The sequence below is a fragment of the Xanthomonas arboricola pv. juglandis genome, from assembly GCF_001013475.1.
GTDB classification, from domain to species: Bacteria; Pseudomonadota; Gammaproteobacteria; order Xanthomonadales; family Xanthomonadaceae; genus Xanthomonas; species Xanthomonas arboricola.
Genome location: NZ_JZEF01000002.1, coordinates 38,760 through 63,988, shown reverse-complemented (window position 1 = coordinate 63,988; position 25,229 = coordinate 38,760). Strand labels below are relative to the sequence as shown.

Sequence of the window (25,229 nt, the reverse complement as noted above, 5' to 3'; positions counted from 1 at the left end):
GCAGCAGCCGGATCATCAGCTCCGTCGGCCACGCCGGGCGACCGCCCTTGGCACCCGTGCCCAGGCGAAGGTGGCCATCGATCACCGCCGCGATCGCGACGAAATCGATGTGCCGCGACAGCAGCTCCAGCGGATCGCTCAACTGCTGGCGCTTGGCTTCGCGCTCGGCCCCGGCAAACAGACTGATCATCGGCTCTTACCCTGGATGGCGGTGGAACTATGATGCCAAGGATCGGGGGTTTTTAGAGCTGCCCTTAAAGCGATTTTTTACATCGTGAAGTGCCCGAATCATCTCGTCGCGACCAAGCCGTCCTTTGACCTTGGGGCTGCTTTCAAAACAGCACTGCGTGCAGGCTGCAGTGCATCGGTACGTGGTGATGAAAGTAAGGGTTTTCGGCAACAACGTTGTGCACAGATCCATCTGGATTCTCCGATTATTTCCCCGGTCGGGCTGTCCGCATAGTTCTTTTCATTTAGCGGCGCAGGTTCAGTCCATCGACTCCGGCAGGGAACGACATGTGACCAAAAGCCCTATTTCAGCAGATTTTAGAGGTTCTGGCGCGTTTCTCATTGCGATCTGGTCGTCACTCTCCTGGTCGCCCGACGTCGATGTTCAAGGCTAAACGGCCTTCGTCTAGCTGACCATCAGAGAATTCCTACATGTGCTGCGAGAGATAGCTCGATGTGAAAGGGAACGGGACCGTGAAAAATTTGCCCATTGAAGCAACGATGCTTGCATGGCCAACGCACGTTGGTGGGTACTTGCTGACTGCATATGCCAGTGCTGTCGGAGCATTGTTTCTGCCGGAAATTCCTACCTGCATCAGGTGTCTATGCATACACCCAGGCTGCTGCGTATGCCGAACGTCAATAGGCATTGTGCGCAACGTTGTCAGATGATCCACTGCTAATTTTTCAGGTCCACAGCAGCAGATGCTCTTTAGGCAGAGGTACACGAAAGCTCAAGGCGTATTCTCCAACACAAGCGAAGTAGTGAAACCGCTTGAGCCGTTGATGGCGTGGGTGGTCTTTGCAATCAGCCAGCGCTGCCTATCAATCTCCGGCCTGAAGCCGCTCACCGTGACGATATGCTCTGGGAACAGATCCGCTCGCCCGATCGCCAGCGTGTAGTCGAACTTCGCCACGCCACGCTTCACCCGCTCCAGCTCCGCGTGCGCGTGCTGGCGTGCAGTTGCCTCATCGGCATACGACTCGCGCAGGCGCTTGGCGTTGTCGTCTGTGCCAACCAGCACCGACTGCCGCCGCGCCTTGCCCTTGTCCACCCAGTACGCGCGCACGCCGGTGTAGGCATCGCGGTCGGCTACGGAGTAGCGGTGTTGATCGCCATCACGCCGCGTCAGGGTGACAGTCGGCAGCGGTTTGCCGGTCGCCGTGGTGCCGGCGCCGATCGGAGCAAACACCAATGCACCTGCCTTCACTGTGGCGACCGCATCGAAGCGCTGCCCCAGGCGAGTGAGCAGATTCATGTCGCTCTCGTTGGCCTGGTCGAGATGCGGCAACTTGGTGCGCGCCAGTACCTCGGCCACGCGCGGGGTCAGTCCATGCTCGCCGGCGAGCGTGTTGAGCACTGCACCCAGCGTGGTGTTGTGCCAGCTGCGCTCTCGTCGTGTGCGCATGTCGGCAGTCAGATCTGCGCTGCGCGCGCGCACGGTGATGATGTCAGGTGCGCCGCTGTACTCCACCTCGTCCACGATGAAGGTGCCTTTGTCGACCAGGCCGGTGGCTTTCCAGCCCAGTGCAACCGCTAGGCGCACTCCGCGTTTGGGCAGCGCCATCTTGCCGTCGTGGTCGTGGATGCGCAGATCCAGTTGATCGGCTTCGCCGCCACGGCATTCGGTGAGGGTGAGATCGAGCAGACGCGGTGCGATGCGCTCGGTGAGGTCGGTGCCATCCAGCACGACGCGCCACTGCGGAATCGGGTAGTTCATGCGGCGGTCGCCTCCGGCGCAACGTCGTCTGCACGGCGCAGGCTCAGTTGGAACTCGACCCGGCGTGGCGTGCCATCCGGGAAGAACAGCGAGGCCGTCTCATTGACCGACAGCAGCACATACGGCCCGTAGACCAAGCCTGTCCCATCCACCAGCGGCAACGGCTCGCCGGCGGCAGCTAGCGTGCGCAACGTGTCCAGCGAGGTCCGCGTGCCCGTCAGGTCCGGCGCGATCAGACCCGACAGCTCGATGGTCTCATCGCCTGGGCCCAGGAACTGGCTGGCCGCTCGCGCACCGACGCGCTCGCTGGTGGGGTGGCGCCAACTCATTTGCCGCTGCAGCTGCAGATAGGCGGCGCTATCGAGGGCAAACACAAACGTGCCGTAGGACATCATCATCGGGGTGGATCCTCAGTCGTCGCGTAGGCTGGAACGGCGGGTGGCCACTGCGCGCCGTTCGCGCTCTTCGATCTGGCGTGCGACTTCGCGCGCCAGTGCGGTTGAATCCATGCCGGGTGCGGCATGGACGTGGATGACGTAGCTGTTACCGCCTGCAGGCGCGCTGGCGGCGCTGGGCGCGCGGGCAGGGGCCGACAGCGGTGCCCGGCTGTCTATCGCCGCCACGGGCGGTGTGGCCGTCGCCAAGGCCAGGCCGGCGCCCACCGCACGCATCCGGTTGCCAAGTGCCATGACGGCCTGCACAGGGGCGCCCTGGCCGCGCTGCAGGCCCACGGTCAGGCCTTGCATGGTGAAGTCGCCCAACTGGGCGAACACGCGCGAGGGGCTGTGGATGCCCAGCAAGCCCTTGAAGCGGTCGACCACGCCGGTGCCGACGCTGGCGATCGCATTACTGGCGGCGCCGAGCTTGGAGCGGATGCCTTGAACAAGGCCGTTGATCATGTCCGCACCAGCCTGCAGCATCCTGGCCGGCCAGTTGGCCATCTGCAGGTTGATGCCGGCCCACAGCTGCAGCAGCCCCTGGCGGATGCGATCGCCGTTGCCGGTGAACACGCCCACGATCAGCGACCACGTGCCCTGGACGGTTTGCCACACGCCGCCGAGGATCTGCTTGATCACCGGCAGCACGGACGGGAACGGCTGGAGCAAGCCGCTGATCATGTCCGCGCCGGTCTGCAGCATCCTGGCCGGCCAGTCCGCCAACTGCAGGTTGATGCCGGCCCACAGCTGCAGCAGTCCCTGGCGGATGCGATCGCCATTGCCTGTGAACACGCCCACGATCGGCGACCAGGCGCCCTGGACCGTTTGCCATACGTCGCCGAGGATTTGCTTGATCACCGGAAGTACAGAGGCGAATGGCTTGATCAAGCCGCTGGTCATGTCGGCGCCGGCCTGCAGCATCCTGGCTGGCCAGTTGGCCAGCTGCAGGTTGATGCCGTTCCACAGCTGCAGCAGCCCTCGGCGGATGCGATCGCCGTTGCCGGTGAACCCGCCCACGATCAGCGACCAAGCGCCCTGGACCGTTTGCCAGACGCCGCCGAGGATCTGCTTGATCACCGGAAGTACAGAGGCGAACGGCTTGATCAATCCGCTGGTCATGTCGGCGCCGGCCTGCAGCATCCTGGCCGGCCAGTTGGCCAGCTGCAGGTTGATGCCGGCCCACAGCTGCAGCAGCCCTTGGCGGATGCGATCGCCGTTGCCGGTGAACACGCCCACGATCATCGACCAGGTGCCCTGGACGGTTTGCCAGACGCCACCGAGGATCTGTTTGATGACCGGCAGCACAAACACAAACGCCCTCACCAGCCAGCCGATCGCCTTGACGGCCAGCTTCAGCTGGGTGACCAGCACCGCGCCAATGATCTGCCCGAAGCCACGACCGGCCTGAGTTGCACCGTGCAACTGCGCGGTAGTGGCCTCGAACGGCGTCAGCAACTGTTTGACCCACGCCCAGGCCTGGCCCATCGCAGTGGCCACGGTGTCCCACACCGGCGCCAGTGGCGCGAGCGCGGTCTTCAGCTCGGCAAGAACCGGCGCGGCGACATCGACGATGCCTTGCCAGACGCCAATGGCGAACGCCTTGATCGGCCCCCAGTATTTCCACACCAGCAGCGCCACCGCAGCGACGGCCGCGCCGATCGCCAGCACCGGCAGGCTGACGCCGCCGAGCAGCGGCAGCAGCAGGCGGGCGCCATTGGCGAGCATCGGCAGCACGCGGCCGCCGAACGCCAGCCCCTGCCGCAGCAGCGCACCAAAGCCGCCACCGCCCGAGAGCAGCGCCACAGCGCCGTGGATCTGCGAGAACGCCATCGCGGCCACGCCGCCGGCAACCAGCAGCCCGCCCAGGATCGTGACCAGCGCAGCTCCGGCGATCGCCGTCTTAGCGATCGCGCCCACCAGCACCGGATTGGCGCGGATCCACGTCGTGACCTGGCCAACCACGGCAGCCGTGCGCTCGGTCAGTTGCTTGAACTGCGGCAGCAGGGTCTGGCCGATCGACTGGGACACCACCACGGCGGTGTTTTTCAGCAGCTGCAGCGAGTTGGCCGAGGTGGCCACCCGCGACGCATACTCGGCCGACATCGAGCCGCCGTAGCGTTGCGCATCGGCAACCTTTGCGAAGTTGCCCTGCAGCAATTCCAGATTGGTCAGCAGCGGTGCGATCGCACCGATCGACTCGCGGCCGAACAGCTGCGTCATGGTCGCGGCCTGCTCGGCCTTGGGCAGTGCGCGCAGCTTCTGCAGCACCGACATGATCGCCCCGCCTGCGTCCTTCTGCATGACCTGGGCCATGGTCGTGGCCTTGATGCCCAGCTTGTCGAAGGCTTCGCGCTGGCTCTTGGTGGCCGACTCGCCCGAGGCCAGGGTGAGCAGCATGTTCTTGATGCCGGTGGCCGAGACTTCCGACTCGATGCCCATGCCGGCGACGGTGGCGCCCAGCGCGGCCAGCGGTCCGCTCTGCAGGCCGGCGACCTCGCCCAGGGCGCCAATGCGGTTCACCACTGCGCTGATCTTGTTGACGCTGGCCGGGCCGGTGTTGCCGAGATAGTTGATCTTGTCGGCCAACACGACGACCTCATCCTGGCCCATCCGGAAAGCGGTGCGCCAGGTGGCCATGGTCTGGCCGGCTTCCTCGGCGCTGCTGTCGAAGGCCACGCCCATCTTGGCCGCGTCCTCGGCGAAGCGGACCAGCTCCTGGCGCGGGATAGCGGCCTGGCCGGCGGCCGCCACGATCTTGGCAATCTCGGCCGGCAGCATGGGCAGGCGCATCGAGAGGTTCTCGACATCGCGGCCCATCTGCAGGAACTGCTGCGGCGTCTTGAAGTCCACGACCTTGCGCACGTCGGCCATGGCCGACTCAAACTCCATCGCATCGCTGATCGGCAGCACCGAGGCGCGCAAGGCGCGCTGGCCGGCAAAGGCCATGCCGGCGCCGTAGGCGCTCGCCTGCAGGCCGGCGTTCTGGATGCGGGCGCTGCGGCGCTGGGCAGCGTCAATCGCCACCAGGCGCTGCTGCTGGGCGCGCATGGCGGTGTTGGTGCTCTCGATCTCGCCGCGCAGGCGCCGCTCATGCGTGACCAGCTCGCGGGTGCTGATCCCCGCCGTCTCCAGACGACCACGCAGGCGCTGCAGGCTGGCCTCCTGCGCACCGTGTGCGGTCTTGAGTTCCCGTGCGGTGCGCACGGCACGCTCGAACTCGGCATTCATGGCAGCGGTGGGCGTGCTGGTGGCCTTGATCTGTTGGGCAAGCGTGCGCACCGATTGCCGCTGCGCATCGAGCGCGGCCTTGGCGCGCTGTGCCAGCGCGACCTGCTCGCGATAGGCGCCGATGTCGCGGTGCTGGTTGTTGAGCTGGCGCAGCGCGTCGCGCTGGTTGCGCAGTGCGGTGGCGACGCCGCGGCTACCGCTCAGCACGCGTCGGAACGGACCGGTGGCACGGTCGACGGCGGCCAGGATGACCTGCAGGCGCAGATTGTCGGAGGCCGCCATTTAGGCGGCCTCGTGGTTCGGGTAGGGCATCATTCGGCTCCGCTTCGCAGGCGGGCACGCTCGCGCCACGCCGTGAGTTCGTGCAGCGACCAGCCGTCCATTTCAGACGGCGGCCAGTGGAAGATGGCCGCGATGTCGGCCATCGCATCCTCTACGCAGTCGGGAAATCCGCTTCCCTCTGTGCCTTCGGCAAGAAAAAAACCTGCACCTCCTGGCCTACCGCCAGCAGGTCGGCCGGATCCATCGCGTTGACGTCGGCGGTGGTCAGCGTGGGCGAAGAGATACGCGGCAGCAGCGTTGCCAGCGCGGTGACGTCCAACTGCAGCACGTCGGTGAGCTTGAGGCCGCGCAGTTCGCCTGCGCCAGGCTTGCGCACCTTGAGGTCGGTGATGGTCTGCTCGCCGCGCGTGATGGGCTGGTCGAGGGGAATGGCTGAGGAAAAGGTCGGGGTCATCGGAAGGTCTCAGGGCTGAGGCCTGGCGGCGCCAGGCCGGAAGGGTCAGGCGCCGATAGCGCGGCGATGCGGGGCGAGCAGATCCACGCCGTTGACGATCTCGATCATGTTCATCAGATCGATCTCGATCACGGTGGAGCCATTGATCATCAGCTTGTAATAGCTGGCGGAGGTCTTGACGGAGAACTCGGTGTCGTCGCCGGACTTACCGGTACCGGGATCAATCTCTTTGTGACGGCCGCGCACCACAAATTCGACGGCATCCACCGCACCGCTGTCGTCGCGCTGGTAGGCGCCGGCAAAGCGCAGCTGCACGGCGTTGTGCGTGGTGGCGCCGTACTGATTCAGCACGCTGCGCATCATGCCGCCGCACTTCCATTCGAGCTCGATCTTCTCCTGGCCGAAGTCGATGTCGACCGGGCCATTCATACCACCGCCGCGATATTCCTCCATCTTGCGGGACAGCGTAGGCAGCTTCACTTCGACCACCTCGCCGAGATAGCTCTCACCGTTATTGAAGAGGTTGAGCGCTTTGAGTTTCTTGGGCAAAGCCATGCGTTTCTCCGGGAATCTAAGGCGGGTGCGTTACGCGTTGACGCGTTCGGCGAAGTCGGCCAGGTAGCTGGTGGTGATCTTCTGGTACAGCTGCAGGTTCTCTAGCGGCGGCACCGGCGTGTAGTCGTAGTCAATGCGCAACGCTCCATCGGCGAGCGTGGTGGCGCTGTTGACGGTGCCGTCGAACCAGGCGGTGGCATCGATCAGGTAGCCGGACGCCTTCAGGTCGCGGAACTTGGCGTTGATCGTCTCGATGATGTCTTTGACCAGCGAGGGATGCATCGGCTTATCGACGTAGAACGCCACGCCCTCGGCGATGGTGTCGGCCAGGACCTGCGCGGTGCGCGTGGCCGTCTCGAAGGCGAACATGTTGTCCTCCGCGCATGTGCGCGAACCCCAGAAGCGTTGCCCGTTGAAGTTGACCAACGTGGTGATATCGCCCTCGTTGAGCACACCCGCATCGGTGGCCGGATCCTGCAGATCCCAATGCACATCCTTGGAAATGCCAGTGACGCCGGCCACGGGCACGTTGGATAGGCTCTTATGCCAGCCCTGTTCGGTGTCGATCTTGGCGCGCAGGCCCAGCGCACGTGCGGTGGCATAGGCCGCTGTCGTAGTGCTGGTGGCCGTATCGAAAGCCAGGAAGTCCGGCCAGATCAGCATCAACTCGCGATCGCCGAACTGCCCACGGTAGGTGATGGCCTCGGCCACGGTATCGGCGACCGGCCGTACATACGCCATGGCGCGCAGCTTCTTAGCGATGGTCGCCAGCGCCTTGGCCACCGGCAGTGTGTCCAGACCCGGCGCGCCCAGGATGCGCGGGCGCACGCCCAGCTGTGCTTGCGCCGCGAGCAGCGCATACAGGCCGGTATAGCCACTGGACTTGGCCTCGCCGATAACGTTGGACGAGGTCTTGTCCGCGTCTTCGCCTTCGGCCACACGCACGACCACAGTCACGGGATTCGTCTGGTCGGCGATGCCCTGCAGCGAGGCACGCAAGGTGCCCTTGTTGCCGGCACTGGCGATGGCACCGAGCACGTCGGTGAGCATCACAGCCTTGTTGAGCGGAAAGACCTTCTCGTCCGCATCGGACGCCGTAGCGACCAGGCCGACAATGGCGGTAGAGACGGTGCGGATGACGCGCGCACCTGCGCTGACTTCGATGACGCGGACGCCGTGGTGGTAGACAGTAGACATAGGTTCCTCGATCAGGACGAGCGGAAGCGGAGCGGGAGGGTCATGCGCAAGCGCGCATTGGCGGGAGCAACGTCGGTGCGTTCGCCTTCGATCGTCAGCACGAAGCTGCTAGGCGTATCGCCGATGACCAGGGCGACGCGGGTCAGGCGCAGGCGCGGCTCCCAGCGCATCAGTGCGGTGGCGGTGGCGCCGTAGAGCAGAGTGCGGGTGGCGCCGTTGAACGGCTGGTCGATCAGCTCCGGCAGCAGCGAGCCGAAGTCGCGGCGCTGCTCGCGCGTGCCGATGGGCGTGGTGAGGATGCAGGCGATCGATTGGGCCAGGTGCTGCTCGCCTTCGATCACACGACCGGTGGTGGCATCAACGCCGATCACTGCGGACCACCGCTGAGTGCGCTGCCGGCGGTCACGCCAGTGGTTTTGTGGTTCTTGAGGCTGATCCCGCCGCCGATGACATCGGTGGTCGCCTTCGCGGTGCCGGTGATGGTCGCATCACCGTTGAGCATCGTCTTGCCGTTGACGGTCAGCGGGCCATTGAGCGTGATGCCGCCATCGGCGGTAATGGACGCGGTACCGCCGCTGGGCAGCGTGGCCTGCAGCGCATGCGCCTCGGTGTCGTAGTGGATCTGCGCGCCATCGGCAAAGCGCAGCACATGGAGCGTGTCGGACGCGGCAGGCGCGGCAAATTGGTCGGAGTACAGGCCCCGTAGCACCACGCCATCGGCCAGGTCGCCAGCCGGCGACAGCACCACGACTTGTTCGCCGATCGCCGGCGCCGACCAGATGATGGTGGTGCCGGCCAGGGTGACCACCCAGGGCAGATAGTCGGTCAGCATCTCGCCGACCTGCACGCGGCATCGCGCGTTGGCAAGATTCACCTCGGCGACAGTGCCGAGGCGAATGGCGTTACTCAGTGCGGAGGATGCGTTGCCCATGCAGCCATGGTCAGTGGCTGCACGGTGTTGCGCACTGCAATTGGTACGTAAAGCGCTGGGCTACACAGCCGCTTCTTCAGACGGCCTGGGTTGTACGAACCATGCCTGTGTCGCTTCGTCCCACACCACTGTGCCGTCGATCGAAACCGGTGCGGCCACGGTGGTCAGCTGTCCCGGCAACGCGACGCCGGCGGCCAGGCGCGGTGCGATCGCGCCGGTGGCTTTTTCCCACACCAGCGCGGCGCTGTAATCCGGATCTGCGCGCCAACTCGCGCGTGCAGCGTCCCACACGTTGCGGCGGTAGTCGCTGGGTAGGAACGCGATCGGCTGCGAGGTGGTGTAACCCTGCGGCAGTGCATCGCCCAAGGCAAGCGTGTTGGCAACCGGCGCGGCGGTGTCTGTGCTGTAGAGCATCACGCCGCGATAGTCCGGCACCAGCTCCCAGCTCGCAGACGTTGGCGACAGGCGGTGCCGCTGATACAGCCCTGCAGGCGGCGCCGGTGCGGTGGCAACCGTGTTGGGAGGCAGTGGGTAGCGTCCCTCCAACTCGGAGAGATAGACGGTCACCGGCCCGGTGTATTCACCGGTGGTGGCGTCGTAAGCATATGCAGTGCTGGTGCGTGGTAGCGGGTTGGTCATGGTCAATCCTCAGTAGGCGATGCAGTAGGTCATGCGCAGGCCTGCAGGCAAGTTGTCTGCGCCGCCCGCAGCGTTGACGGTGATGGCATGGTTGTGGGCGCCAGCGCCACGGTGATCCACCACGTGCACGTGATTGCCGCCCTCGGCGATGCCGATCCCGTGGGTGTGGTTGCCTGAGCCGTTCATGCCAATGTTGTGGGTGTGATTACCGGTGGCATCAGTTCCGATGCTGTGGGCGTGGTTGCCACCGGCACCGGTCCAGCCATCCGAGGGCGATGCATCATTGTCCCGCTCGCGGTAGATGCCATAGCCGTTGATGGCATTGGAGGGAATCACGCCTGGATGTTGGTGGTCCCCTGAGGCGCTAGTGCTACCGCCGTGCGCGTGGTAGCCCTGCGCATCAGTCCAAGCACCGTGCGCGTGATCGCCGGCCGGGTTGACGCTTGCACCATGTGCGTGGATGCCGGCTGCGCCGAGTGCGGTGTAGTGCGCATGGTCGCCGACAGCGGCCGCACTGGCGCCGTGCGTATGACTGATCACCTGGCCGTTGCTGTGGACGCCGACAAACTGTGAGGAATTGGTGTGGGTGACCGTGGTGCCTTCACGCATCAACGGTAGGTTGAACGTGGTGCTGCCATCCCCGGCACCGTAGACGGTACCGATCGCCGCAAACAACGCCGAATACTTCGTGCGTGAGACTGCCGTGCCATCGCATAGCAGTAGACCTGCAGGCGGAAAGAGCGAGGCCATAATCACGATCTGGCCTGGCAGCAAGAACGAGCTCGGCACGTTCTGCAGATTGCGGAAGTCGCGATACCACGCGCCCTCCTGTCCATCCAAGAGATCAGCATCCAAGCCATTGCCAGGTCCAACATGAAACGTCGCCGCAGAGCGAAGGCCGAGCATGTTGCGCGCCGCTGCCGCAGTCGGCCGGGCCAGTAGCCCTTTGATGAAGTCAGTGGGTGCAGCATCGCCCAGGCGCGCATTCAATACGGCAATCAGGTTGGCCGGCGACAGCGCCCGCTCTTTGTCCAGACCTTCAATTGCTTGCGCGTCCGTGGACAAGCGCACAACACCCGGCACGTCCACCGTCGCCGCTGGATCGGTGAAGTTGGTATCGCCGAAGGTGATCTGCGCGGTGTCCACGTCGGCCATCACCACGTCGATCGCCAGCAGCACCGAGGCGGCGCCAGACTTCTCCACCAGCAGCGCGGACTGACCGTAGGCGGCAAACAGCGTGCCATCGGCCAGGTACAGGCCGAACCCGTAGCAGCTATAGACGGCGTTGGATTCGTCGCGCACCGAGACGTGCATCGTGTCCTTGGCCGTGACCGTCCCGCCGATGGTGGTCAGGCGCTTGATCTCAGACGGTAGCGCCTTGAGCTCGGCATCGGCCACGAACGCTGCGCTGGTCAATCCGACTGCGGCGATGGTCACCGCCTGTGTGCCGGTCTGCTTGGCATTGATCAGGGCATGGCGGCCGGCGGTGGTGATCTTGAGTTTGAGTCCGGGCATGTGTGCTCTCTAGCTCGCCTCGCCCTGCAGGCGCAGGAACAAGGTGGTTCTGCCGCGTGCGACGACATTGAGTCGTGCCTCGGCCTGGAATCCTTGCGTGAAGTTGAAATGCGAGCGCACGGGCTTGGTGCGCTCAACCTCGGCGATGACTTCCTCGACGAACCTGGCGCTGGCACTCTGCCCATCGGCACCAGTCAGCGTCAGCGCCAGCTCGAATGTGTGCGGCTGGCCGCGCGGCTCCTGTTGCCACCACTCGCGAATGGCCACCGCACCGCCGAACGACTCGACCACCATCCGCACGCTGTTGGCCGTGCCTTTGCGACGCTGGATTGCCATAGCGCTGCGCAGGCGCGAGCGCTTGACCGCATCGCTCCAGTCGGCCTTCCAGTCGTCGACCGATAGCGTCCACGCCAGCCACGGCAGATGACCGGCCGGGCACGTGTCCGGGTTCCACAGGTCTGGATACGGCAGCGGGATCGCTTCCAGACGCTCGGTGACGGCGGCCAGGGCGCGCTCCATCGGCGTGGCGTTGGGCGGCAGCGGTGAATTACTCATCGATGCCGGCGTGCACGATGTCGATCGCGGTGCAGTAGGCGGCCTGCGTGCGGCTGATCCGAATGTCGGCTGCAGGCGAGTCCAGCTCGATGCGTTGCACGCCATCGGCGAACAGCTTGGCCTTGATGGCGGATTCCGGAACGTCGCGGCCGATGCGGTGCGCTTCGGCGAGATAGGCCTGAAGGCTGCGCAGTGCTTCGCGCATGACCACCGCTGAGTCAGGCCCGGCATAGGTGTAGATGCGCCCACGAATGGCGTACGGGACGATCTGAGCGCTCTGCACCGCGACTTCGTCTGTCATGGGCCGCACGTCGTCATCGGTGAGCATGGCGGCCACTTGATCGAGCAGTGCCTGCGGCGCGGTGCCATCGCCGGTGCGCGATTGCACGGTGACCAGCACTTGCCCAGGTGCGGGGCTGGTCGCGCTGGCGTCCATGACATCGGCGGCAGCACTGAGCGCGTGATAGATGTACGCGCCTTCTGGGCCGGCAACGCTGAAGCCTTCGGGCGCCAGCTGGATGCGGCGGCGGAAGTCCACGTCGGTCTCAAAGGCCGGCGCGACGCCGGCGTCGGGTTGACCGGGGTCCAGCACCAAGCGAGCGACGCCGAACAGCGCGCCGAGGTGATCGAGGTTGGTACCGGTGGCGAAGGCCAGCATGGTTTGCTGTGCCTTGTCATTAGCACGCTGGCGGATCAGCAGCTCACGGGCGGCAAACAGCTGCAGGAGCTTGTAGACCGGGTCGGCTTCCGTGAGCGCGGAGAACTCCGGCATGAGCCGACGAAACTGTGCGAATGCATCAGCGAAGATCGTCTCGAAGTCCAGAGCTTCGATCAGGTCTGGAGCTTGAAGTTTCGATAGATCGACTGCGGTGAAAGATGCCATTGCTCGGAAAGAAAGAGAGGACCTGATTAGGGTCCCCGGTTCTCGTGATCGAGCCAATTAAATTGCTTTGTAAAGCTGGTTGGTACGCGCGTGAAAAATGTAAATCCATTTTCCAGGCGCGACCTTGAAGCGCCTAGCCATCACGTCTCGCGATCAGTTAACCACGTTGTTAATCTTTGGAATTACAGACATCTGAGAAGGCGGCGCCTAACTATCTGCCGGCTTTGTAAGAATCGCCGTTTGTCGCCTGGTTACCAACTGGCATGAACATCTTCGTCTGGGTCTGCGCGTTTTGAGTCATTGCCGGAGAAAAACCTTGTTGCACCTATACATATCTAACTAGAGCGGCGTCAGCATGTACAGGACGTTCTCGCCCCTGGGTAGCTTGTTCGGACAGACTGCGAAAATTAAAGAGCCCGGTCGCGAAGGCAACCGGGCCTTAATGTTTATATCCGCCTTATAAGTTCTGCCACTCTGTAGTGCTTGGAAGTCTAGCGTTTACCTTGGAGGATCCTTGCCAGGCTAATTTTGCTTTGGCTGACGGTGTGATACGAGGTGAGGCGGAACTAAGGGGTTTTGTAGATGAACTGATCGCTGAGGCAGCGCTCTCAACCTTGAAAACCGATACTGCATCACTCAGCTGGTTAGCCTGCTCCTCCATTGACCGGGCAGCAGCGGTTGCTTCTTCAACCAATGCAGCATTTTGCTGTGTGGCTTCATCCATCTGCGTAACGGTCTGATTAACCTGCTCGATACCTGCAGACTGCTCTTGGGACGCAGCAGAAATCTCACCCATGATGTTGGTGACCCGTTGCACACTTGCCACGATTTCAACCATAGTCTCGCCGGCTTTGTTCACCAGCTGTGAGCCCCCAGTTACGCGCCCCACAGAATCGTCGATGAGGTCCTTGATCTCCTTTGCCGCAATGGTAGCCCTCTGGGCAAGAGTGCGTACTTCAGTTGCAACAACAGCAAAGCCACGGCCCTGCTCCCCAGCTCTAGCAGCTTCGACGGCCGCGTTTAGCGCAAGAATGTTGGTCTGGAATGCGATGCCATCGATAACCGAGTTAATATCTCCAATCTTACGCGAGGCCACCTCGATGCCAGCCATCGTTTCAACTACCTTAGCCACTGTCTGTCTTCCTTCGGAAGCCACTTCGGCCGCACCGATTGACAACTGATTCGCTTGACGCGCGTGCTCTGCGTTTTGACGCACGGTTGATGTCAATTCCTCCATAGAGGCGGCAGTTTCCTCCAGATTGGCTGCCTGCTGTTCGGTGCGCTGGGAAAGATCCTGATTGCCTGCCGCAATTTCTCCAGCCGCAGAGTTGATCGCGGTGACTGACTGCTGAATCCGGCCAACAATGGTCGCAAGCTGACGCGCGGTCATGTTGGCGTCATCACGCAATGTGGCGAAGACACCCAGAAATTCTCCATCCATCCGTGCAGTAAGGTCGCCTTGCGCAATCGCCCCGAGAAGCTCTGACAGCTTACCGAGATTTGTATCGCTGATATGCATCATGGAATTCAGATCTTCGACCATCACTCGGAAATCATGCTGGAAGTGATCCGTATTACCCCGCGCGGCGAAGTCGCCATTTGCCGCAGATTGAGCCAATCGTTTAATTTCCGTATTGATAGCCATCAAGCTAGCTTTAGCTGCGTCCATAGATTCATGCAAGAACGCTCGCGTAGCAGGCAGGCGGCGAGCATCCCGGCGCAGATCTCCTCGCGCATACTCTTCAAGTACTGCCATGGAATCGACAATGGCATCAAGGTGCTCAAACATCATCGTATTAATGCCCCGTGCCAGCTCTCCATAGATCCCTGGAAAGGATTCAGGCATCCGGTAGCTGATGTCTTCGCCGGCGTGCTTGTGAATCATCGTCGCTGTTTGGTCTGAGTACCGCTGCAGCATCGTTACCATGTCGTCGGACGCTCTCAGCATCTGGCCAATCTCATCGCCAGTTGCATCATTGCTCTTTACGCTCAAATCTCCTCGCGCGACGGCAGTAATGGATGCAAGTGCTTGCGATAGCGGCTTCGTCAAGCTCTGCGTGATCATCCATGCCGCCAAGCCTCCAATCAGTAGACTTAAAGCGCCAAATATCCAAATCATCGCGTTGCTACGTTTGTTAGCCTGAGTTGCTTGGGCGGCCGATGTTGCAATATTACGTTTTTGCTCTGCCACGCTCTCGGAGATTGCTTTGTTCCACGCCTGCATCGCAGGTCTTGCTTTGTTTAGAGTGATGGCCACCGCGCCATCGTAATCCCCAGCCTCCAGCCGCTCGCCTATTTGTCGATTGATTGGCATCGCAATGGCACGCAGTTGCTCAATGCGGGTGCGCCGACCACGGGCAGCCGCATCCGGCGCAGGGAACTTCTCATTGTAATTCTTCCAAGTCAGCTCATAGCGCCCAACTAGCGTTTTGATCTGCGCCTGATAGGCTCCTGAACTTGCAGGATCGCGCAGAAGTGTCATTTCTCGACGCGCAACAATCATGTCGTTATTGATGTCCAGTAGCGTGGTGAGTGCCACCATCTTCGCCAAGCCGACATCCACAACGCGGTTAAGTTCTCGGCTCTGCGTTTTATTACCTTCAAGTGCCACGGTGCTAGTCAAAACGATGAGCGCAAGGAGCAGGCCAAAGCCGGTTGCTAGTCGCGCTCCGATACGGAGGCGGCGTGTAAAATTCATTACGAGATCCCAATGCAGGTAGGGGGGGGCATGACCCATAGGCCAAGAACAGTTGGTTCAGAACTCTGCCGACGCGTTATGCCTGGGCATTGATACTAGATCGGCCTACAGGCTCTAATCTTTAGAGCGTGGCGTGAAATTTTGGAGAAGCGTGGCCACAGCCAAGCACCGGAATGGTGAAGACGACAAAGTACGGTCCGGTCAGCGCTTCATGTGGTCACTCGTAGTCACCATTTAACCGCACCTGCCATTCGCGTCAGAATTTCGGCACTTTGAATGTTCGCGTTACCATCAATGATGGCCAACGCACTTCGTTCAGACTGTAATTCGTATGACTTGGCGACCTCATTGACTTAAGGGCAGCTCTAAAAACCCCCGATCCTTGGCATCATAGTTCCACCGCCATCCAGGGTAAGAGCCGATGATCAGTCTGTTTGCCGGGGCCGAGCGCGAAGCCAAGCGCCAGCAGTTGAGCGATCCGCTGGAGCTGCTGTCGCGGCACATCGATTTCGTCGCGATCGCGGCGGTGATCGATGGCCACCTTCGCCTGGGCACGGGTGCCAAGGGCGGTCGCCCGGCGTGGCCGACGGAGCTGATGATCCGGCTGCTGCTGTTGCAGCAGTTGTACAACCTGTCCGACGAGGCGCTGGAGTACCAGGTGCTGGACCGTCGCAGCTTCCAGCGCTTCCTGGGGTTGGAACACAGCGGCAAGGTGCCTGACGCCAAGACGATCTGGGTGTGGCGTGAGCGGCTCAAGAAGAACGATCTGATCGGCGACATCAGCGCGGCGGTGAGCGGCCAGTTGCAGCGGGCCGGGTTCATTGCCCGGGGTGGACAGATCATTGATGCGAGCATCGTCAGCGCGCCGATCCAGCGCAATACGCGCGAGGAGAACGCCCGGATCAAGCGAGGCGAGGCTGTGCAGGACTGGAGCGATGCCAAGCGGCGGCAGAAGGACGTGCAGGCGCGCTGGACGCTCAAGCACGGCAAGGCCCATTACGGCTACAAGCTGCACGCCAACACGGATCGGCGCTGGGGGTTCATCCGGCGGCACGAGGTGAGTGCGGCCAACGTGCACGACAGCCGGCACTTCGAGACGCTGCTCGATCCAGTCAACACCGGGCGCACGGTACGGGCCGACAGCGCCTATGCCAGCCAGGCTCGGGAAACCGAACTCAGGCGACAAGGCTACCGCGCGGACATCCAGCACAAGGGGCAGACGGACAAGCCGCTGAGCCTGGCCCAGCAGCGTCGGAACCATCGCATCGCCAAGGATCGGGCGTTCGGCGAGCATCCGTTTGCCCGACTCGCCCAACAGGGAGGCAAATGCCTGCGCACGATTGGCCTGGCGCGAGCCCAGGTGGTGATCGGCCTGAAGGTTGCCGCACACAACCTGATGAGGCTGGCGCGGCTGCAGAGCCAGGGGATCGTGCCGGCGTGAGCGGAAACGGCGGCTGACAGGCCGCAATCCGGGTTTGAAATGCCATGGGTCGGCTCTTCGCGCCCCTTCGACCGGCAGGTGCGAGGGGGGCCTGTCGCCTTACCGAACATCTCAAACGGCAGAATCGAGGTTGTTCGAGGTGCCCGCAAGCTGCGTTGGCGTAATGCATGCATTCCGGAGAGTGAGTTAGACAGACACTTCTGCAATACTTCGCTTGCGCGCATGGTCGGCACTCTTCTCTGGCTTAGTCACCTTGAAGCGTGCCCCATGCGCGCACCTTCTTCCACATCCTGACCCATCAAGTGCTTGATCTTGCAGGAAGAAATGTGGGGAAACCTCAGGGTCAGGTTCACTTACGCGGTTCCTCTGCAGCTGGGGAATTGGCTGCAGCCGAGGAAGTCTTCGTTGGTGCGCCGGTTCCTTCGCTGTACTAGGGCGCTGCCGCAGTACGGGCAGCTTGGTGTGACAACGGACATCGAGATAGTGGACGCAAAGACGGGTTCGACGCGTGCAGACGTCTGTTGTGCTGCTGCCTGTTGTTGCACCGCTCCTATCATGTCCAGTAACTGTTCGCCCCCAATCAGCTCAATCGGCTTGCCTTGTGCGAAGCGCTCTGCGTCCTTCGTGTAGGTGCCGATACAAACGATCTTCACCGCATGGGCCTGGTGATGGGCCAGCAGTCCGAACATCTCCCGCACGACGCTGACGCCAACCTGCTGGCGCTTCCACTGTTTGCATTGCACCAGCGTGCGGCGGCCGTCCTTGCGCAGGATCAGGTCGATGCCGCCGTCTGCGCCGCCCAGGCCGGTTTCTTCGACGCTGTAGCCCTGGCGGCGAAACGCTTCGCCCACCAATTGCTCGAACTGCCGCCAGCCGCCGGCGGACAGGCTCTCCAGGCTTGTGCGCGTCTCCAAAAAGCGCCGCCGGCTGCGTGTGCCCAGGTAGGAGAACAGCGCGGCAAGCCAGCAGACGCCGAGCAGCATCCACGCCAATGGCGCGAGCATCCCGCTCGATTGCTGGGCAATGCCCTGCGAAAGCATCCCGCCGTGTTGAGAAAACCACCAGCTTATGCCGTAGCGCACCGCAAGATACGCAGCGACTCCTGCAACCAAGCCAGCCGGCCACGGCAATGCAGCCAATGCTTCAAACCCGGTTTGCTTCTTTCTGCGTCCCATGCAAGAACCCCCGTCCCAGCTTCGACCATAGCCGCTGCAACAGGTTTTGTCAGCAGAGCATCTGCGCCGTTGCGAGCAATCTCCCACCAGACATCAGCCTCACGCGCTCGAAAGTGAGAAACCAAATTCTTGCTCCACCGCTTGAGGCCGCTTATGCGTCCATCAGCGCGCCCGCGTGCGTCGGAGTATTAATGCCCTCGCGAAACCTCAGGGCCCAAGCTATTTCGTGCCCTCTCATACCATCCGGGGCGGCGGAGTGATCGATTGTTCGCGCTGCTGCTCTTGTTGCTGGGACTGTTGCTGCCGCTGTGTCTCACCTAAGGACTGCAATTGCGCCAGAGACTGTTCAACCGGCTGTGCGATGGCGTCGTTCGTCTTCATGTGCGCCATCTTGTGTGCGGGATCGTTCAACGCCCCCTCTACAACGAACAGGTTCTCGCCTTGTCGCACAGACTTAGAGTTCTCGCTCAGCACGACATGATCGATTCTTGTCAGCCCATTCTCTTTAGCTAAGTACGCGCTACTTGCTGCCAGCCTTGCGCTGTTGTCGTCGTACTCCCTGCCGAGACCTTGCTCAAGGCGGCGAACGGCATCTTCGGCTTGGCGATGGAGCGGGTCCTGTGATGGAAGCAAGGAACCATGCCTAGGCACCACCGGCGGTTGATCATGCAGCGTTGGCTGCGCTGGTTCTTCCGACCCGCGCAATGGATTTGCACGTGGATCGACATGCAGCAATTTACGCGTTTGACCATTTTCGCTGATGCTCAGATCTGTGGTGCCGTCATCGTTGCGCACTCGCGCAAGATTCTGACGCTCAACACCGCTCCAAGCACCATTCAAGAATGCGTGACCCTGACCTGTCTTGTCCCAGGTCACCAAGTCGTTACCGGCAGCATAAAATCCAGCACCATTGAATCGCGTTGGGTCTGCCCGGTCTGTTGAAGCATTTTGATAGGTAGCGCCGCGATCCAGCGCGCTCACGAATTCTTCTGCACGGTTGTAGTGCAGAAACAGGTTTTTCACCGCATGATATTCGTGCGCCAAGTTTTGGCCTGCCTGCGGCGCGTTGAGTGTTGTCGGATCCACAAGCGGGTTGGCGACCACATTGGTCCATACTGTTGCAAGCGGGCTACGCGAATCCGCATTGCGCAATGCATTTACCACATCGGCGCCCTCCAGCGCCTTGTCTCGCCCAGCTTCCAGATAGTCGCCACGTCCAGTCGCCCTTGGATTCAGATCATCAATGGCAGCACTCACATCCGCGAGCGAATGGTACTGATTTGCCTCAATGTTGCGGATCATCGGCGCGGTGCGCGTTTCGTTCTGGTTGTAGGCTTTCCCAACCATCGTCGCCAACCTAACTTGGTCGTTCAGAGACGCATTCTGGTAGAGCTCACTCCGCTGCAAGGGCGCGATAGCGCGATCCATCAACTTGTCGATTTGCGCCACATCGCGTTGATGTACCCAGCTGATGCCCTCGTTAGAAGAAAGGAATGTGTCCAGCTCGGATTTCACTTCAGCATCGAGCGGCCGACCGGCATCGACGCGGATAGCGCGGCCGTTACGGCCAAGATCGGCGATTGTCTGATCAACCTGCTGTTGGCTGAGAACAAGATCTTGCTGCTGTCCATGCGCCCATTGTTGATAGGCATTCACGAGGGTCCCTTGGAACGTTCTCCCCGTTAGGCATGTTCGGCTGATGGTGCTGTCCCAGGTCAGTTTGGATAGTGCCGATCGTGTAGCCACTGTTGTCGGCCGGCTCTAGCAACGGTGTCCTGAGATTGTCGCCAGCGACCTCCAATTGATAAGCGCATAGCCGCTTTCGGATGACACGCCGACAGCAAAGTACAGCGCGGCCCGCAACTCCTGATCTGTCAGCCCGCTCATGAGTCGCTCTCCGTGTCTGCACAGGTTTCGGATGGAATCTGCTTGCCCTTGATATCAGGGTGCAAGGCGACATCTCGCTTATATGTATCGCCGAACTTCTGATAGCGAACCAAGGCCCCCTTTTCAAGAACGAAGTAATCTTCTTCCCCCGAAAAGTTGGGACATGCCTCATAGCCTGCCTCGCCATCATCGCTGCAGTAGCGAACGTAGAGCTTTCCGCTACGCACATCCCCTTCCAATTTTCCGCCACCTCCACGAGCATTGGTTCCTTCGCTCCACTCTCCTGTGACATGGCTCTTCTGCTGATTGAGGTCAACGCTCAGAAAGTGGCCAGAACCGCAGGCGGTGGCGTACGCCCACTTGTTTGCAAAGTTACCGACTGTCGCACCAGCCGGCGGCGAAGCATTCGAGCATGCTGCACTCAGCGCGACTACGGTGAGTGACATGCAACGCATGATCTTCTTGTTGAACTTTCTTTGAGCTGTCATTGAACGCTTCCTTGATCTGCGCAATCGGCGAGTCGGGCGTAGGGCGCAGGGACTTTACTGCAAACAGCAGTTTTCAATTCGCTTACGGTAAGAAAAATCACAGGTAGGCTGTTGGTAAAAGTCACTACTTAAGAACCGAAACGCTTCCGCACGCGCAAGACCGGCTGGTGTCTGGAGCAACAGCGTATCCCCATTTCATTGGTATAGAGCTGCGGCATTGCCTAACGTGGCGTCATGCGTATCGCCTGATGGTCACTCGTTGCGGTTGAGGCTTTTCTGTTCACCTTTGCGGAAATCAGGAGAGAACGGCAAACGCAGGCAGGGTACGATTCCAGCCCTCTCCGTGTGAGTGCGCCTTGTTGTGGTCATGCTTCCAGCACGCCCGATGCTTGATGGCCTCCCCGCCAGCCAGTTCCAGCTGCCATCCGGGCCCTGGTCCACGGTGTTGGAAGCGTTATGCGCGTGCTTTCCGGGTGTGGATGCCGCCACCTGGCAGGACCGCTTCGCGCGCGGGCGTGTGCTGGATGCCGAAGGCAGCGCGCTTGATGCCTCTGCGCCGTATCGCCTGGGTGCCGAAATTTTGTACTTCCGCGAGGTAGTGGACGAGCGGGTCATCCCATTTGCCGAGATGGTAGTGCATGCGGACGCGCACCTGGTGGTGGCCTGCAAGCCGCATTTCCTGCCCGTGGTGCCAGCTGGTGCGTACGTGCACCAGACGCTATTGACCCGTTTGGTGCGGCGCTTCGATAACCCCGCGTTGGTGCCGCTGCACCGCATCGATCGCGACACCGCCGGATTGGTGTTGTTCTCTGCCAACCCGGCCACACGCGGGATCTACCAGGCGCTGTTCCGCGAGCGGCGTATTCGCAAGCACTATCTGGCAGTCGCACCACCGCTGCCGGGGCTGAGGTTTCCGTATGTGCATCGCAGCCGGCTGGAGCCGGGCGAGCCGTTCTTCCGCATGCGCGAGGGCGTGGGCGAGCCGAACAGCGAGACGGTGATCGATGTGGTCGCACGCGGCGTAGACACGTGGACGTACCGGCTGGAGCCGGTCACCGGGCGCAAGCACCAATTGCGCGTGCATATGGCCGCGCTGGGCGCGCCGATCCTGCATGACCGTTTCTATCCAGAGCTGGAAGATCAGCGGCCCGATGATCCAGAGCGACCGCTGCAGTTGTTCGCGCACACCTTGGCATTCGATGACCCGATCACTGGTGAGCCTCGGCGCTTCACCGCGACGATCGAACCGACAAAATCGGCTTGAGACGCAAACCTGCGCTGCGCTAAAAAATCAGGCGAAATATCTGGTTTTCAGATATCCGAAAAAGCGCGCTACGGTGGCTTTGCGGACATCCGTCCGCTCACGTCGAGGACGGACGCCATGACCACTTCGAAAGCCCTTTCGACCACCGCGCGACGACGCGCCACGCCAGGGGAAAAACTGCAAACGTACGAAAAACACTTCACCTTCGGTGTTACTGTCGAGCAGATCGACCGGTTCCATACGCTGCTGCGCACGATCACTGCACAGAGCGACATGGTGGCGGTGTGCAGCGGCAAGCCGCTGGACGCCACCAGTCTGTCGATCCTGGGTGAGAACATCTTCAATGCCGCCCGTGCGGTGCGTGGCATTGTCGATGAGATCGATGCGCAGCGGCTACATGCTGGTGGGGCAGACCCGACTGACTGACGTGGCGCCGCAGGAAGGGATGCGGATACGGGCTCCAACAACCAATATCAAACGCCTAGTGTGCGCCCACCTTGCGTTGGTGCCTCTTGCTGTTGCGCCAGCGTCTGCGCGTTCTGCTGCTGCAACTGTTGGCGCTGATCGATCTGCGCCAGTTCGCGGAACGAGGTTTCCACTGGCGTCGTAACTGCCTGGTCGGTTGGCATGTGCGCGCGCAGATGCGCTGGGTTCTTTGGATCGCCTTGCACTACGAACACATATTGGCCTACCTGCGCATCGCTGCCGTCTTTGTTTAGAAACACGTGGTCCACACGGTCGAGCCCATTGGCTGCCGCCAGTGTGGTCAGGCTGGCGGTCATGCATGCGCTGCGCTGGTCGGGTTGGCGCCCGAGTTGGCGGTCCAGTGCATCGACGCCCGCGCTGCATTGCTGATGCAACGCGAACCGTGGGTGACCGGGTTGATCGGGCGTGGTGACGGACGCTGCGGCGGCCAGTTGCGTTGCCTGTTCCTGCGCGTTGGACGGCGTGTTGTCGGACAACAAGTAAGGGCTGCGGACGATCGGCAGGTTCCGGTACGGGTCATCGGGATGGAACTCGCGCCTCAGCTCCTGCCGGTCCAACCTGAGTTGACGCGTGTCGTTGAGCTCCTGCAGCTGGTCGGCATCTCGAATCGGTTGAGAGGTGGGCACCTCCCCTATTGTGGTTACCTGGTTCCATTGTTTTGAGCGCGCGTCGTATAGCGCATAGGAACTGACTGCCCCAATCCGGTCTGGATCCGTATTGGGCAGCGCCTGGGTCGCCAATGTCCTTGCCCCAGCCATGCGCCGCATGTACGCCGCCGCATCCAGCTCCTGGTCGTTGTAGGTGTGCATGGTGTCCCAGCTGGTCGAGCGCATGCGCGACAAGCCAAGTGCTGTGTTGTCCAGCATCATCGTCCAGGCCTGTTCTGCCTCGCCTTCGCCGCCATGGCGCCGTGCGGCTTGCAGAAACTCGCGTGGTGTCCAGGCATTGGGATCGATCCGGTGCGCTTGGAAGGTGCGGTCATGCACGTCCTGCACGTCCCGGACCGGGAGATTGAGCGCCAGGTCCGGGTGCCCGGCATCCAGTTGGCCCCGGCGTTCGTCCAGATCGCGCCGCATGAGGTTGACGCCAAACTGGTTCCATTCGCGCTCGCTCATCCTGATGCCGCCATCGCGTGCGCGGTTGTCGGCGAAGATGTTTGCGGTGGCTCCGGGAGCGTTGTCGTTGCGCACCACACCTAAGGCAAGCAGGCCGTAGCCGTCATTACCGTCCTTGTGGGCGAGGTAGTTCCAATACAACTCGCGATTCTCCTGCCGCGCATAGGCAGAAAGGATCCGAAGATCGTCTTGCGTCAGTCCTGGCATGTATCACCTCCTTGTCGCTAGCAAGCGGTCAGGTGCCGGTGGGAGCCGGCATGAAGTCTTTCAGTGCACTCCGCGCGCGGTCCTGGATCTTCCTCCAGTCCTTCAATGCAACGCGCACATAATTGATCTCCACTGCGACCTTCATTTCCGGAATGACGAAGACGTGCTCGCAGCTGGGAAGTTCCCGCTCCTTGCTGCGGACAAGCTTGCCCTCGCGGGACTCCACGCCCGACTGTTCGACCTCGCGGGACGTGCACTTGATGATGGTGTCGATGTTCCCTCGAGCATCGCGGCTGACATACCAATCCTTGTAGTAGCTTGCATCCATGATGGAATTGGACGGTTTCAGTCCTTGCGCCAGATAGTGCTCGCGGTACGCAGCGATGTTGGCGTAGTAGGGCGTGAGCCCGTCTTTTTCTTCTCCCTTGATGCGCGTGTTGATATCCGCTTCCGGGGTGTCCTGCGCTGTGCTGTCCGGCGTGTACTGCCGGCGCAGGAATGCATCGGGGTCGATCCGGTCAAGGTAGCGGTAGCCGATGTTGACGGTACGGGTGGCCACGTCCAGCTTCAGGTGGGCACGCTCGCCGGGAGCAAACGCGTTCAACTCCGGGTATTCCAGATACAGCCCGAAGCTGCCATCGAAGTTCGGCCCCATCTGGTCGTCGAAATAGTTGGCGGGAATATGCAATTTGTACGGACCCAGGCACGCCTCCATGACCGGTGGCGGGCTGGTGCCTGGGTCTTGCGGACCGCCACGTTGACGGACGCATCCCTGTTCGTTGGTCATGGTGTCATCGCCTTTTTGCGTTGCGCTGCAGCCCGGGACGGAGAAGCCCAATGCCATGCATGCAAGGCCGGCCAAGGCCAGTGGGTGTCTCATGCATCCTCCTGTGCTGCGTGCCGAAATCGAGTATAGGGAGCAATGCCTAAATGCGCGCGTGATACCCGCAGCCGGTGTCCATGCTGACCGGCCATTCGTCGCGAGCCACCGTCACTGCTATTCACTGGCGCGAGCTTCTGCGTGTTGATGCCGTAGCCGCAAGCGACACAAGGGTGAGGGTTCGCCGCTGCAGCTATGGCACTGGCGCTTGTGTGAAGCACCAGCCTCAACGCACCTTGTACAACACCGCCGCGCCCGGCTTGGGCTCGAACATCGGCACGGTCTGCTGCTTGAGCGCGGTGCCCTTGGCGTCCCACACCAGCGTCTCGGCGGGGTATTCCTCGTTGCGGGTCATGGTGTCGATCTGCTTGACGATCACCGTCTTGCCGGCGGGCACTTCCGGGTTCCAGGCGAACACGCCCAGGCGGCCGTAGAACACCGCCGGTGCGGCGGCATCCAGGCGGCGGTCCGGGCACATGACCAGGCCGCGTTCCAGCATCACCCGTAGTGCGCCCACGGGCACGGCCTTGACGGTGGGCGCGGTGCGGTCGGTGCTGTGGCCGGGGCAGACATTGGCCGAGCGGGTGAGCATGTCTTCGACCACCTGGCGGTCGGACTGGGCCAAGGCCGGCAGCGCGGCGGCGGACAGGGCAAGCAGGGCGAGAGCGGATTTCCAGGGCATCTGACAACTCCTCATGAGATGACACTCCAATACGGCAGCCCTGCAGGCGGGCTGCTGCCAGTAACGCGCCCGGATGCTAGCAATCCCCGCGTTAAGCGCTGCCAATGGTTGGCGCCGCTTCCAGGCGGGGCCGCAAGCGGGAATCGGCCACCGAAGCCGCCGCCGGCCTGCCAACCCCGCACGGGCCGGCCGGCGCGTAATGCAACCGCCGTTGACGCCCATCGCCGCTGTCAGGAGACTCCTGATTGAGCGGCGACGACGACGCGGATAGCGTGCGCGCT

Annotated in this window: 22 protein-coding genes and 2 pseudogenes; 3 read left to right on the top strand and 21 right to left on the bottom strand. The window is 62.1% G+C overall.

Features of this window, described 5'->3' with window-relative positions; translation table 11 throughout:
• The 15 genes and pseudogenes from XARJCFBP2528_RS23670 to XARJCFBP2528_RS05625 all read right to left on the bottom strand — a co-directional run.
• A partial coding sequence (locus XARJCFBP2528_RS23670; protein ID WP_487006755.1) for a transposase occupies positions 1-190 on the bottom strand: 190 nt, incomplete at its 3' end.
• 772 nt (positions 191-962) lie between these two features.
• Positions 963-1,949 (bottom strand): phage late control D family protein, encoded by a 987-nt coding sequence (locus tag XARJCFBP2528_RS05690; protein WP_016905067.1) that lies wholly within the window; start codon positions 1,947-1,949, stop codon positions 963-965.
• Positions 1,946-2,347, bottom strand: coding sequence for a phage tail protein (locus XARJCFBP2528_RS05685; protein WP_016905066.1), 402 nt, complete (start codon positions 2,345-2,347; stop codon positions 1,946-1,948). Before XARJCFBP2528_RS05685 ends, XARJCFBP2528_RS05690 begins: the two co-directional genes overlap by 4 nt.
• A 12-nt stretch (positions 2,348-2,359) precedes the next feature.
• Positions 2,360-5,896: a phage tail tape measure protein gene (locus XARJCFBP2528_RS05680; RefSeq protein WP_248802048.1), complete on the bottom strand. Its 3,537-nt coding sequence runs from the start codon at positions 5,894-5,896 to the stop codon at positions 2,360-2,362.
• 29 nt (positions 5,897-5,925) lie between these two features.
• Positions 5,926-6,039, bottom strand: coding sequence for a GpE family phage tail protein (locus tag XARJCFBP2528_RS05675; RefSeq protein WP_005922203.1), 114 nt, complete (start codon positions 6,037-6,039; stop codon positions 5,926-5,928).
• 8 nt (positions 6,040-6,047) lie between these two features.
• Positions 6,048-6,350, bottom strand: a complete 303-nt coding sequence (locus XARJCFBP2528_RS05670; protein ID WP_016904165.1) for a phage tail assembly protein — start codon at positions 6,348-6,350, stop codon at positions 6,048-6,050.
• Positions 6,351-6,395: 45 nt separating this feature from the next.
• Positions 6,396-6,905, bottom strand: a complete 510-nt coding sequence (locus XARJCFBP2528_RS05665; RefSeq protein ID WP_016904166.1) for a phage major tail tube protein — start codon at positions 6,903-6,905, stop codon at positions 6,396-6,398.
• 30 nt (positions 6,906-6,935) lie between these two features.
• The gene (locus XARJCFBP2528_RS05660; RefSeq protein WP_016904167.1) at positions 6,936-8,102 is read right to left on the bottom strand and encodes a phage tail sheath protein; all 1,167 of its coding nucleotides are present in this window, start codon (positions 8,100-8,102) and stop codon (positions 6,936-6,938) included.
• An 11-nt stretch (positions 8,103-8,113) separates the two neighbouring features.
• Positions 8,114-8,473: a GPW/gp25 family protein gene (locus XARJCFBP2528_RS05655; RefSeq protein WP_016904168.1), complete on the bottom strand. Its 360-nt coding sequence runs from the start codon at positions 8,471-8,473 to the stop codon at positions 8,114-8,116.
• The gene (locus XARJCFBP2528_RS05650; protein WP_016904169.1) at positions 8,470-9,033 is read right to left on the bottom strand and encodes a phage baseplate assembly protein V; all 564 of its coding nucleotides are present in this window, start codon (positions 9,031-9,033) and stop codon (positions 8,470-8,472) included. The genes XARJCFBP2528_RS05655 and XARJCFBP2528_RS05650 overlap by 4 nt, the downstream gene beginning before the upstream one ends.
• A 60-nt stretch (positions 9,034-9,093) precedes the next feature.
• Positions 9,094-9,672: a hypothetical protein gene (locus XARJCFBP2528_RS05645; RefSeq protein WP_016904170.1), complete on the bottom strand. Its 579-nt coding sequence runs from the start codon at positions 9,670-9,672 to the stop codon at positions 9,094-9,096.
• 9 nt (positions 9,673-9,681) lie between these two features.
• On the bottom strand, positions 9,682-11,109 hold the full coding sequence (locus tag XARJCFBP2528_RS05640) for a tail fiber protein (RefSeq protein WP_232621134.1): 1,428 nt from the start codon (positions 11,107-11,109) through the stop codon (positions 9,682-9,684).
• Positions 11,110-11,196: 87 nt separating this feature from the next.
• The gene (locus XARJCFBP2528_RS05635) at positions 11,197-11,742 is read right to left on the bottom strand and encodes a phage tail protein I (protein WP_026064739.1); all 546 of its coding nucleotides are present in this window, start codon (positions 11,740-11,742) and stop codon (positions 11,197-11,199) included.
• Complete coding sequence (locus tag XARJCFBP2528_RS05630) at positions 11,735-12,625, bottom strand: baseplate assembly protein (RefSeq protein WP_016904173.1); 891 nt, start codon at positions 12,623-12,625, stop codon at positions 11,735-11,737. The genes XARJCFBP2528_RS05635 and XARJCFBP2528_RS05630 overlap by 8 nt, the downstream gene beginning before the upstream one ends.
• A gap of 457 nt (positions 12,626-13,082) precedes the next feature.
• A pseudogene (locus XARJCFBP2528_RS05625) lies at positions 13,083-14,687 on the bottom strand (methyl-accepting chemotaxis protein); the annotation flags it as partial.
• Between the two features lie 1,057 nt (positions 14,688-15,744).
• On the opposite strand from XARJCFBP2528_RS05625, the gene XARJCFBP2528_RS05620 reads away from it, so the two are divergent.
• A complete protein-coding gene (locus XARJCFBP2528_RS05620; RefSeq protein ID WP_047124271.1) occupies positions 15,745-16,764 on the top strand; it encodes an IS5 family transposase in 1,020 nt (339 codons plus the stop codon).
• A 353-nt stretch (positions 16,765-17,117) separates the two neighbouring features.
• Here XARJCFBP2528_RS05620 and XARJCFBP2528_RS05615 read toward each other — a convergent pair whose 3' ends face one another.
• From XARJCFBP2528_RS05615 to XARJCFBP2528_RS22110, 3 genes and pseudogenes are all read right to left on the bottom strand, one after another.
• Positions 17,118-17,939: a restriction endonuclease gene (locus XARJCFBP2528_RS05615; protein WP_026064234.1), complete on the bottom strand. Its 822-nt coding sequence runs from the start codon at positions 17,937-17,939 to the stop codon at positions 17,118-17,120.
• Positions 17,940-18,173: 234 nt separating this feature from the next.
• Positions 18,174-18,566: pseudogene (locus XARJCFBP2528_RS24335) on the bottom strand (XVIPCD domain-containing protein); the annotation flags it as partial.
• Between the two features lie 1,256 nt (positions 18,567-19,822).
• A complete protein-coding gene (locus XARJCFBP2528_RS22110) occupies positions 19,823-20,314 on the bottom strand; it encodes a hypothetical protein (protein WP_080591321.1) in 492 nt (163 codons plus the stop codon).
• Between the two features lie 385 nt (positions 20,315-20,699).
• Between XARJCFBP2528_RS22110 and XARJCFBP2528_RS05600 the strand changes: the two genes are divergently transcribed.
• Both XARJCFBP2528_RS05600 and XARJCFBP2528_RS05595 read left to right on the top strand, forming a co-directional pair.
• The gene (locus XARJCFBP2528_RS05600) at positions 20,700-21,578 is read left to right on the top strand and encodes an RluA family pseudouridine synthase (RefSeq protein ID WP_172641778.1); all 879 of its coding nucleotides are present in this window, start codon (positions 20,700-20,702) and stop codon (positions 21,576-21,578) included.
• A 117-nt stretch (positions 21,579-21,695) separates the two neighbouring features.
• Entirely contained in the window at positions 21,696-22,004 is a 309-nt protein-coding gene (locus tag XARJCFBP2528_RS05595; protein WP_016902151.1) for a hypothetical protein, read from the top strand.
• A gap of 47 nt (positions 22,005-22,051) precedes the next feature.
• Here XARJCFBP2528_RS05595 and XARJCFBP2528_RS05590 read toward each other — a convergent pair whose 3' ends face one another.
• From XARJCFBP2528_RS05590 to XARJCFBP2528_RS05580, 3 genes are all read right to left on the bottom strand, one after another.
• Complete coding sequence (locus XARJCFBP2528_RS05590; protein WP_016902152.1) at positions 22,052-23,386, bottom strand: XVIPCD domain-containing protein; 1,335 nt, start codon at positions 23,384-23,386, stop codon at positions 22,052-22,054.
• Between the two features lie 28 nt (positions 23,387-23,414).
• Positions 23,415-24,173: a hypothetical protein gene (locus tag XARJCFBP2528_RS05585; protein WP_016902153.1), complete on the bottom strand. Its 759-nt coding sequence runs from the start codon at positions 24,171-24,173 to the stop codon at positions 23,415-23,417.
• 319 nt (positions 24,174-24,492) lie between these two features.
• Entirely contained in the window at positions 24,493-24,948 is a 456-nt protein-coding gene (locus tag XARJCFBP2528_RS05580; RefSeq protein ID WP_016902154.1) for a hypothetical protein, read from the bottom strand.
• Between the last annotated feature and the right edge of the window lie 281 nt (positions 24,949-25,229).

Coding starts and splice junctions, on each gene's coding strand:
- XARJCFBP2528_RS05690 (WP_016905067.1), bottom strand. CDS start 1,949: ATGAACTACCCGATTCCGCAGTGGCGCGTCGTGCTGGATGGCACCGAC.
- XARJCFBP2528_RS05685 (WP_016905066.1), bottom strand. CDS start 2,347: ATGATGATGTCCTACGGCACGTTTGTGTTTGCCCTCGATAGCGCCGCC.
- XARJCFBP2528_RS05680 (WP_248802048.1), bottom strand. CDS start 5,896: ATGGCGGCCTCCGACAATCTGCGCCTGCAGGTCATCCTGGCCGCCGTC.
- XARJCFBP2528_RS05675 (WP_005922203.1), bottom strand. CDS start 6,039: ATGGCCGACATCGCGGCCATCTTCCACTGGCCGCCGTCTGAAATGGAC.
- XARJCFBP2528_RS05670 (WP_016904165.1), bottom strand. CDS start 6,350: ATGACCCCGACCTTTTCCTCAGCCATTCCCCTCGACCAGCCCATCACG.
- XARJCFBP2528_RS05665 (WP_016904166.1), bottom strand. CDS start 6,905: ATGGCTTTGCCCAAGAAACTCAAAGCGCTCAACCTCTTCAATAACGGT.
- XARJCFBP2528_RS05660 (WP_016904167.1), bottom strand. CDS start 8,102: ATGTCTACTGTCTACCACCACGGCGTCCGCGTCATCGAAGTCAGCGCA.
- XARJCFBP2528_RS05650 (WP_016904169.1), bottom strand. CDS start 9,033: ATGGGCAACGCATCCTCCGCACTGAGTAACGCCATTCGCCTCGGCACT.
- XARJCFBP2528_RS05645 (WP_016904170.1), bottom strand. CDS start 9,672: ATGACCAACCCGCTACCACGCACCAGCACTGCATATGCTTACGACGCC.
- XARJCFBP2528_RS05635 (WP_026064739.1), bottom strand. CDS start 11,742: ATGAGTAATTCACCGCTGCCGCCCAACGCCACGCCGATGGAGCGCGCC.
- XARJCFBP2528_RS05630 (WP_016904173.1), bottom strand. CDS start 12,625: ATGGCATCTTTCACCGCAGTCGATCTATCGAAACTTCAAGCTCCAGAC.
- XARJCFBP2528_RS05620 (WP_047124271.1), top strand. CDS start 15,745: ATGATCAGTCTGTTTGCCGGGGCCGAGCGCGAAGCCAAGCGCCAGCAG.
- XARJCFBP2528_RS05615 (WP_026064234.1), bottom strand. CDS start 17,939: ATGGGACGCAGAAAGAAGCAAACCGGGTTTGAAGCATTGGCTGCATTG.
- XARJCFBP2528_RS22110 (WP_080591321.1), bottom strand. CDS start 20,314: ATGACAGCTCAAAGAAAGTTCAACAAGAAGATCATGCGTTGCATGTCA.
- XARJCFBP2528_RS05600 (WP_172641778.1), top strand. CDS start 20,700: ATGCTTGATGGCCTCCCCGCCAGCCAGTTCCAGCTGCCATCCGGGCCC.
- XARJCFBP2528_RS05595 (WP_016902151.1), top strand. CDS start 21,696: ATGACCACTTCGAAAGCCCTTTCGACCACCGCGCGACGACGCGCCACG.
- XARJCFBP2528_RS05590 (WP_016902152.1), bottom strand. CDS start 23,386: ATGCCAGGACTGACGCAAGACGATCTTCGGATCCTTTCTGCCTATGCG.
- XARJCFBP2528_RS05585 (WP_016902153.1), bottom strand. CDS start 24,173: ATGACCAACGAACAGGGATGCGTCCGTCAACGTGGCGGTCCGCAAGAC.
- XARJCFBP2528_RS05580 (WP_016902154.1), bottom strand. CDS start 24,948: ATGCCCTGGAAATCCGCTCTCGCCCTGCTTGCCCTGTCCGCCGCCGCG.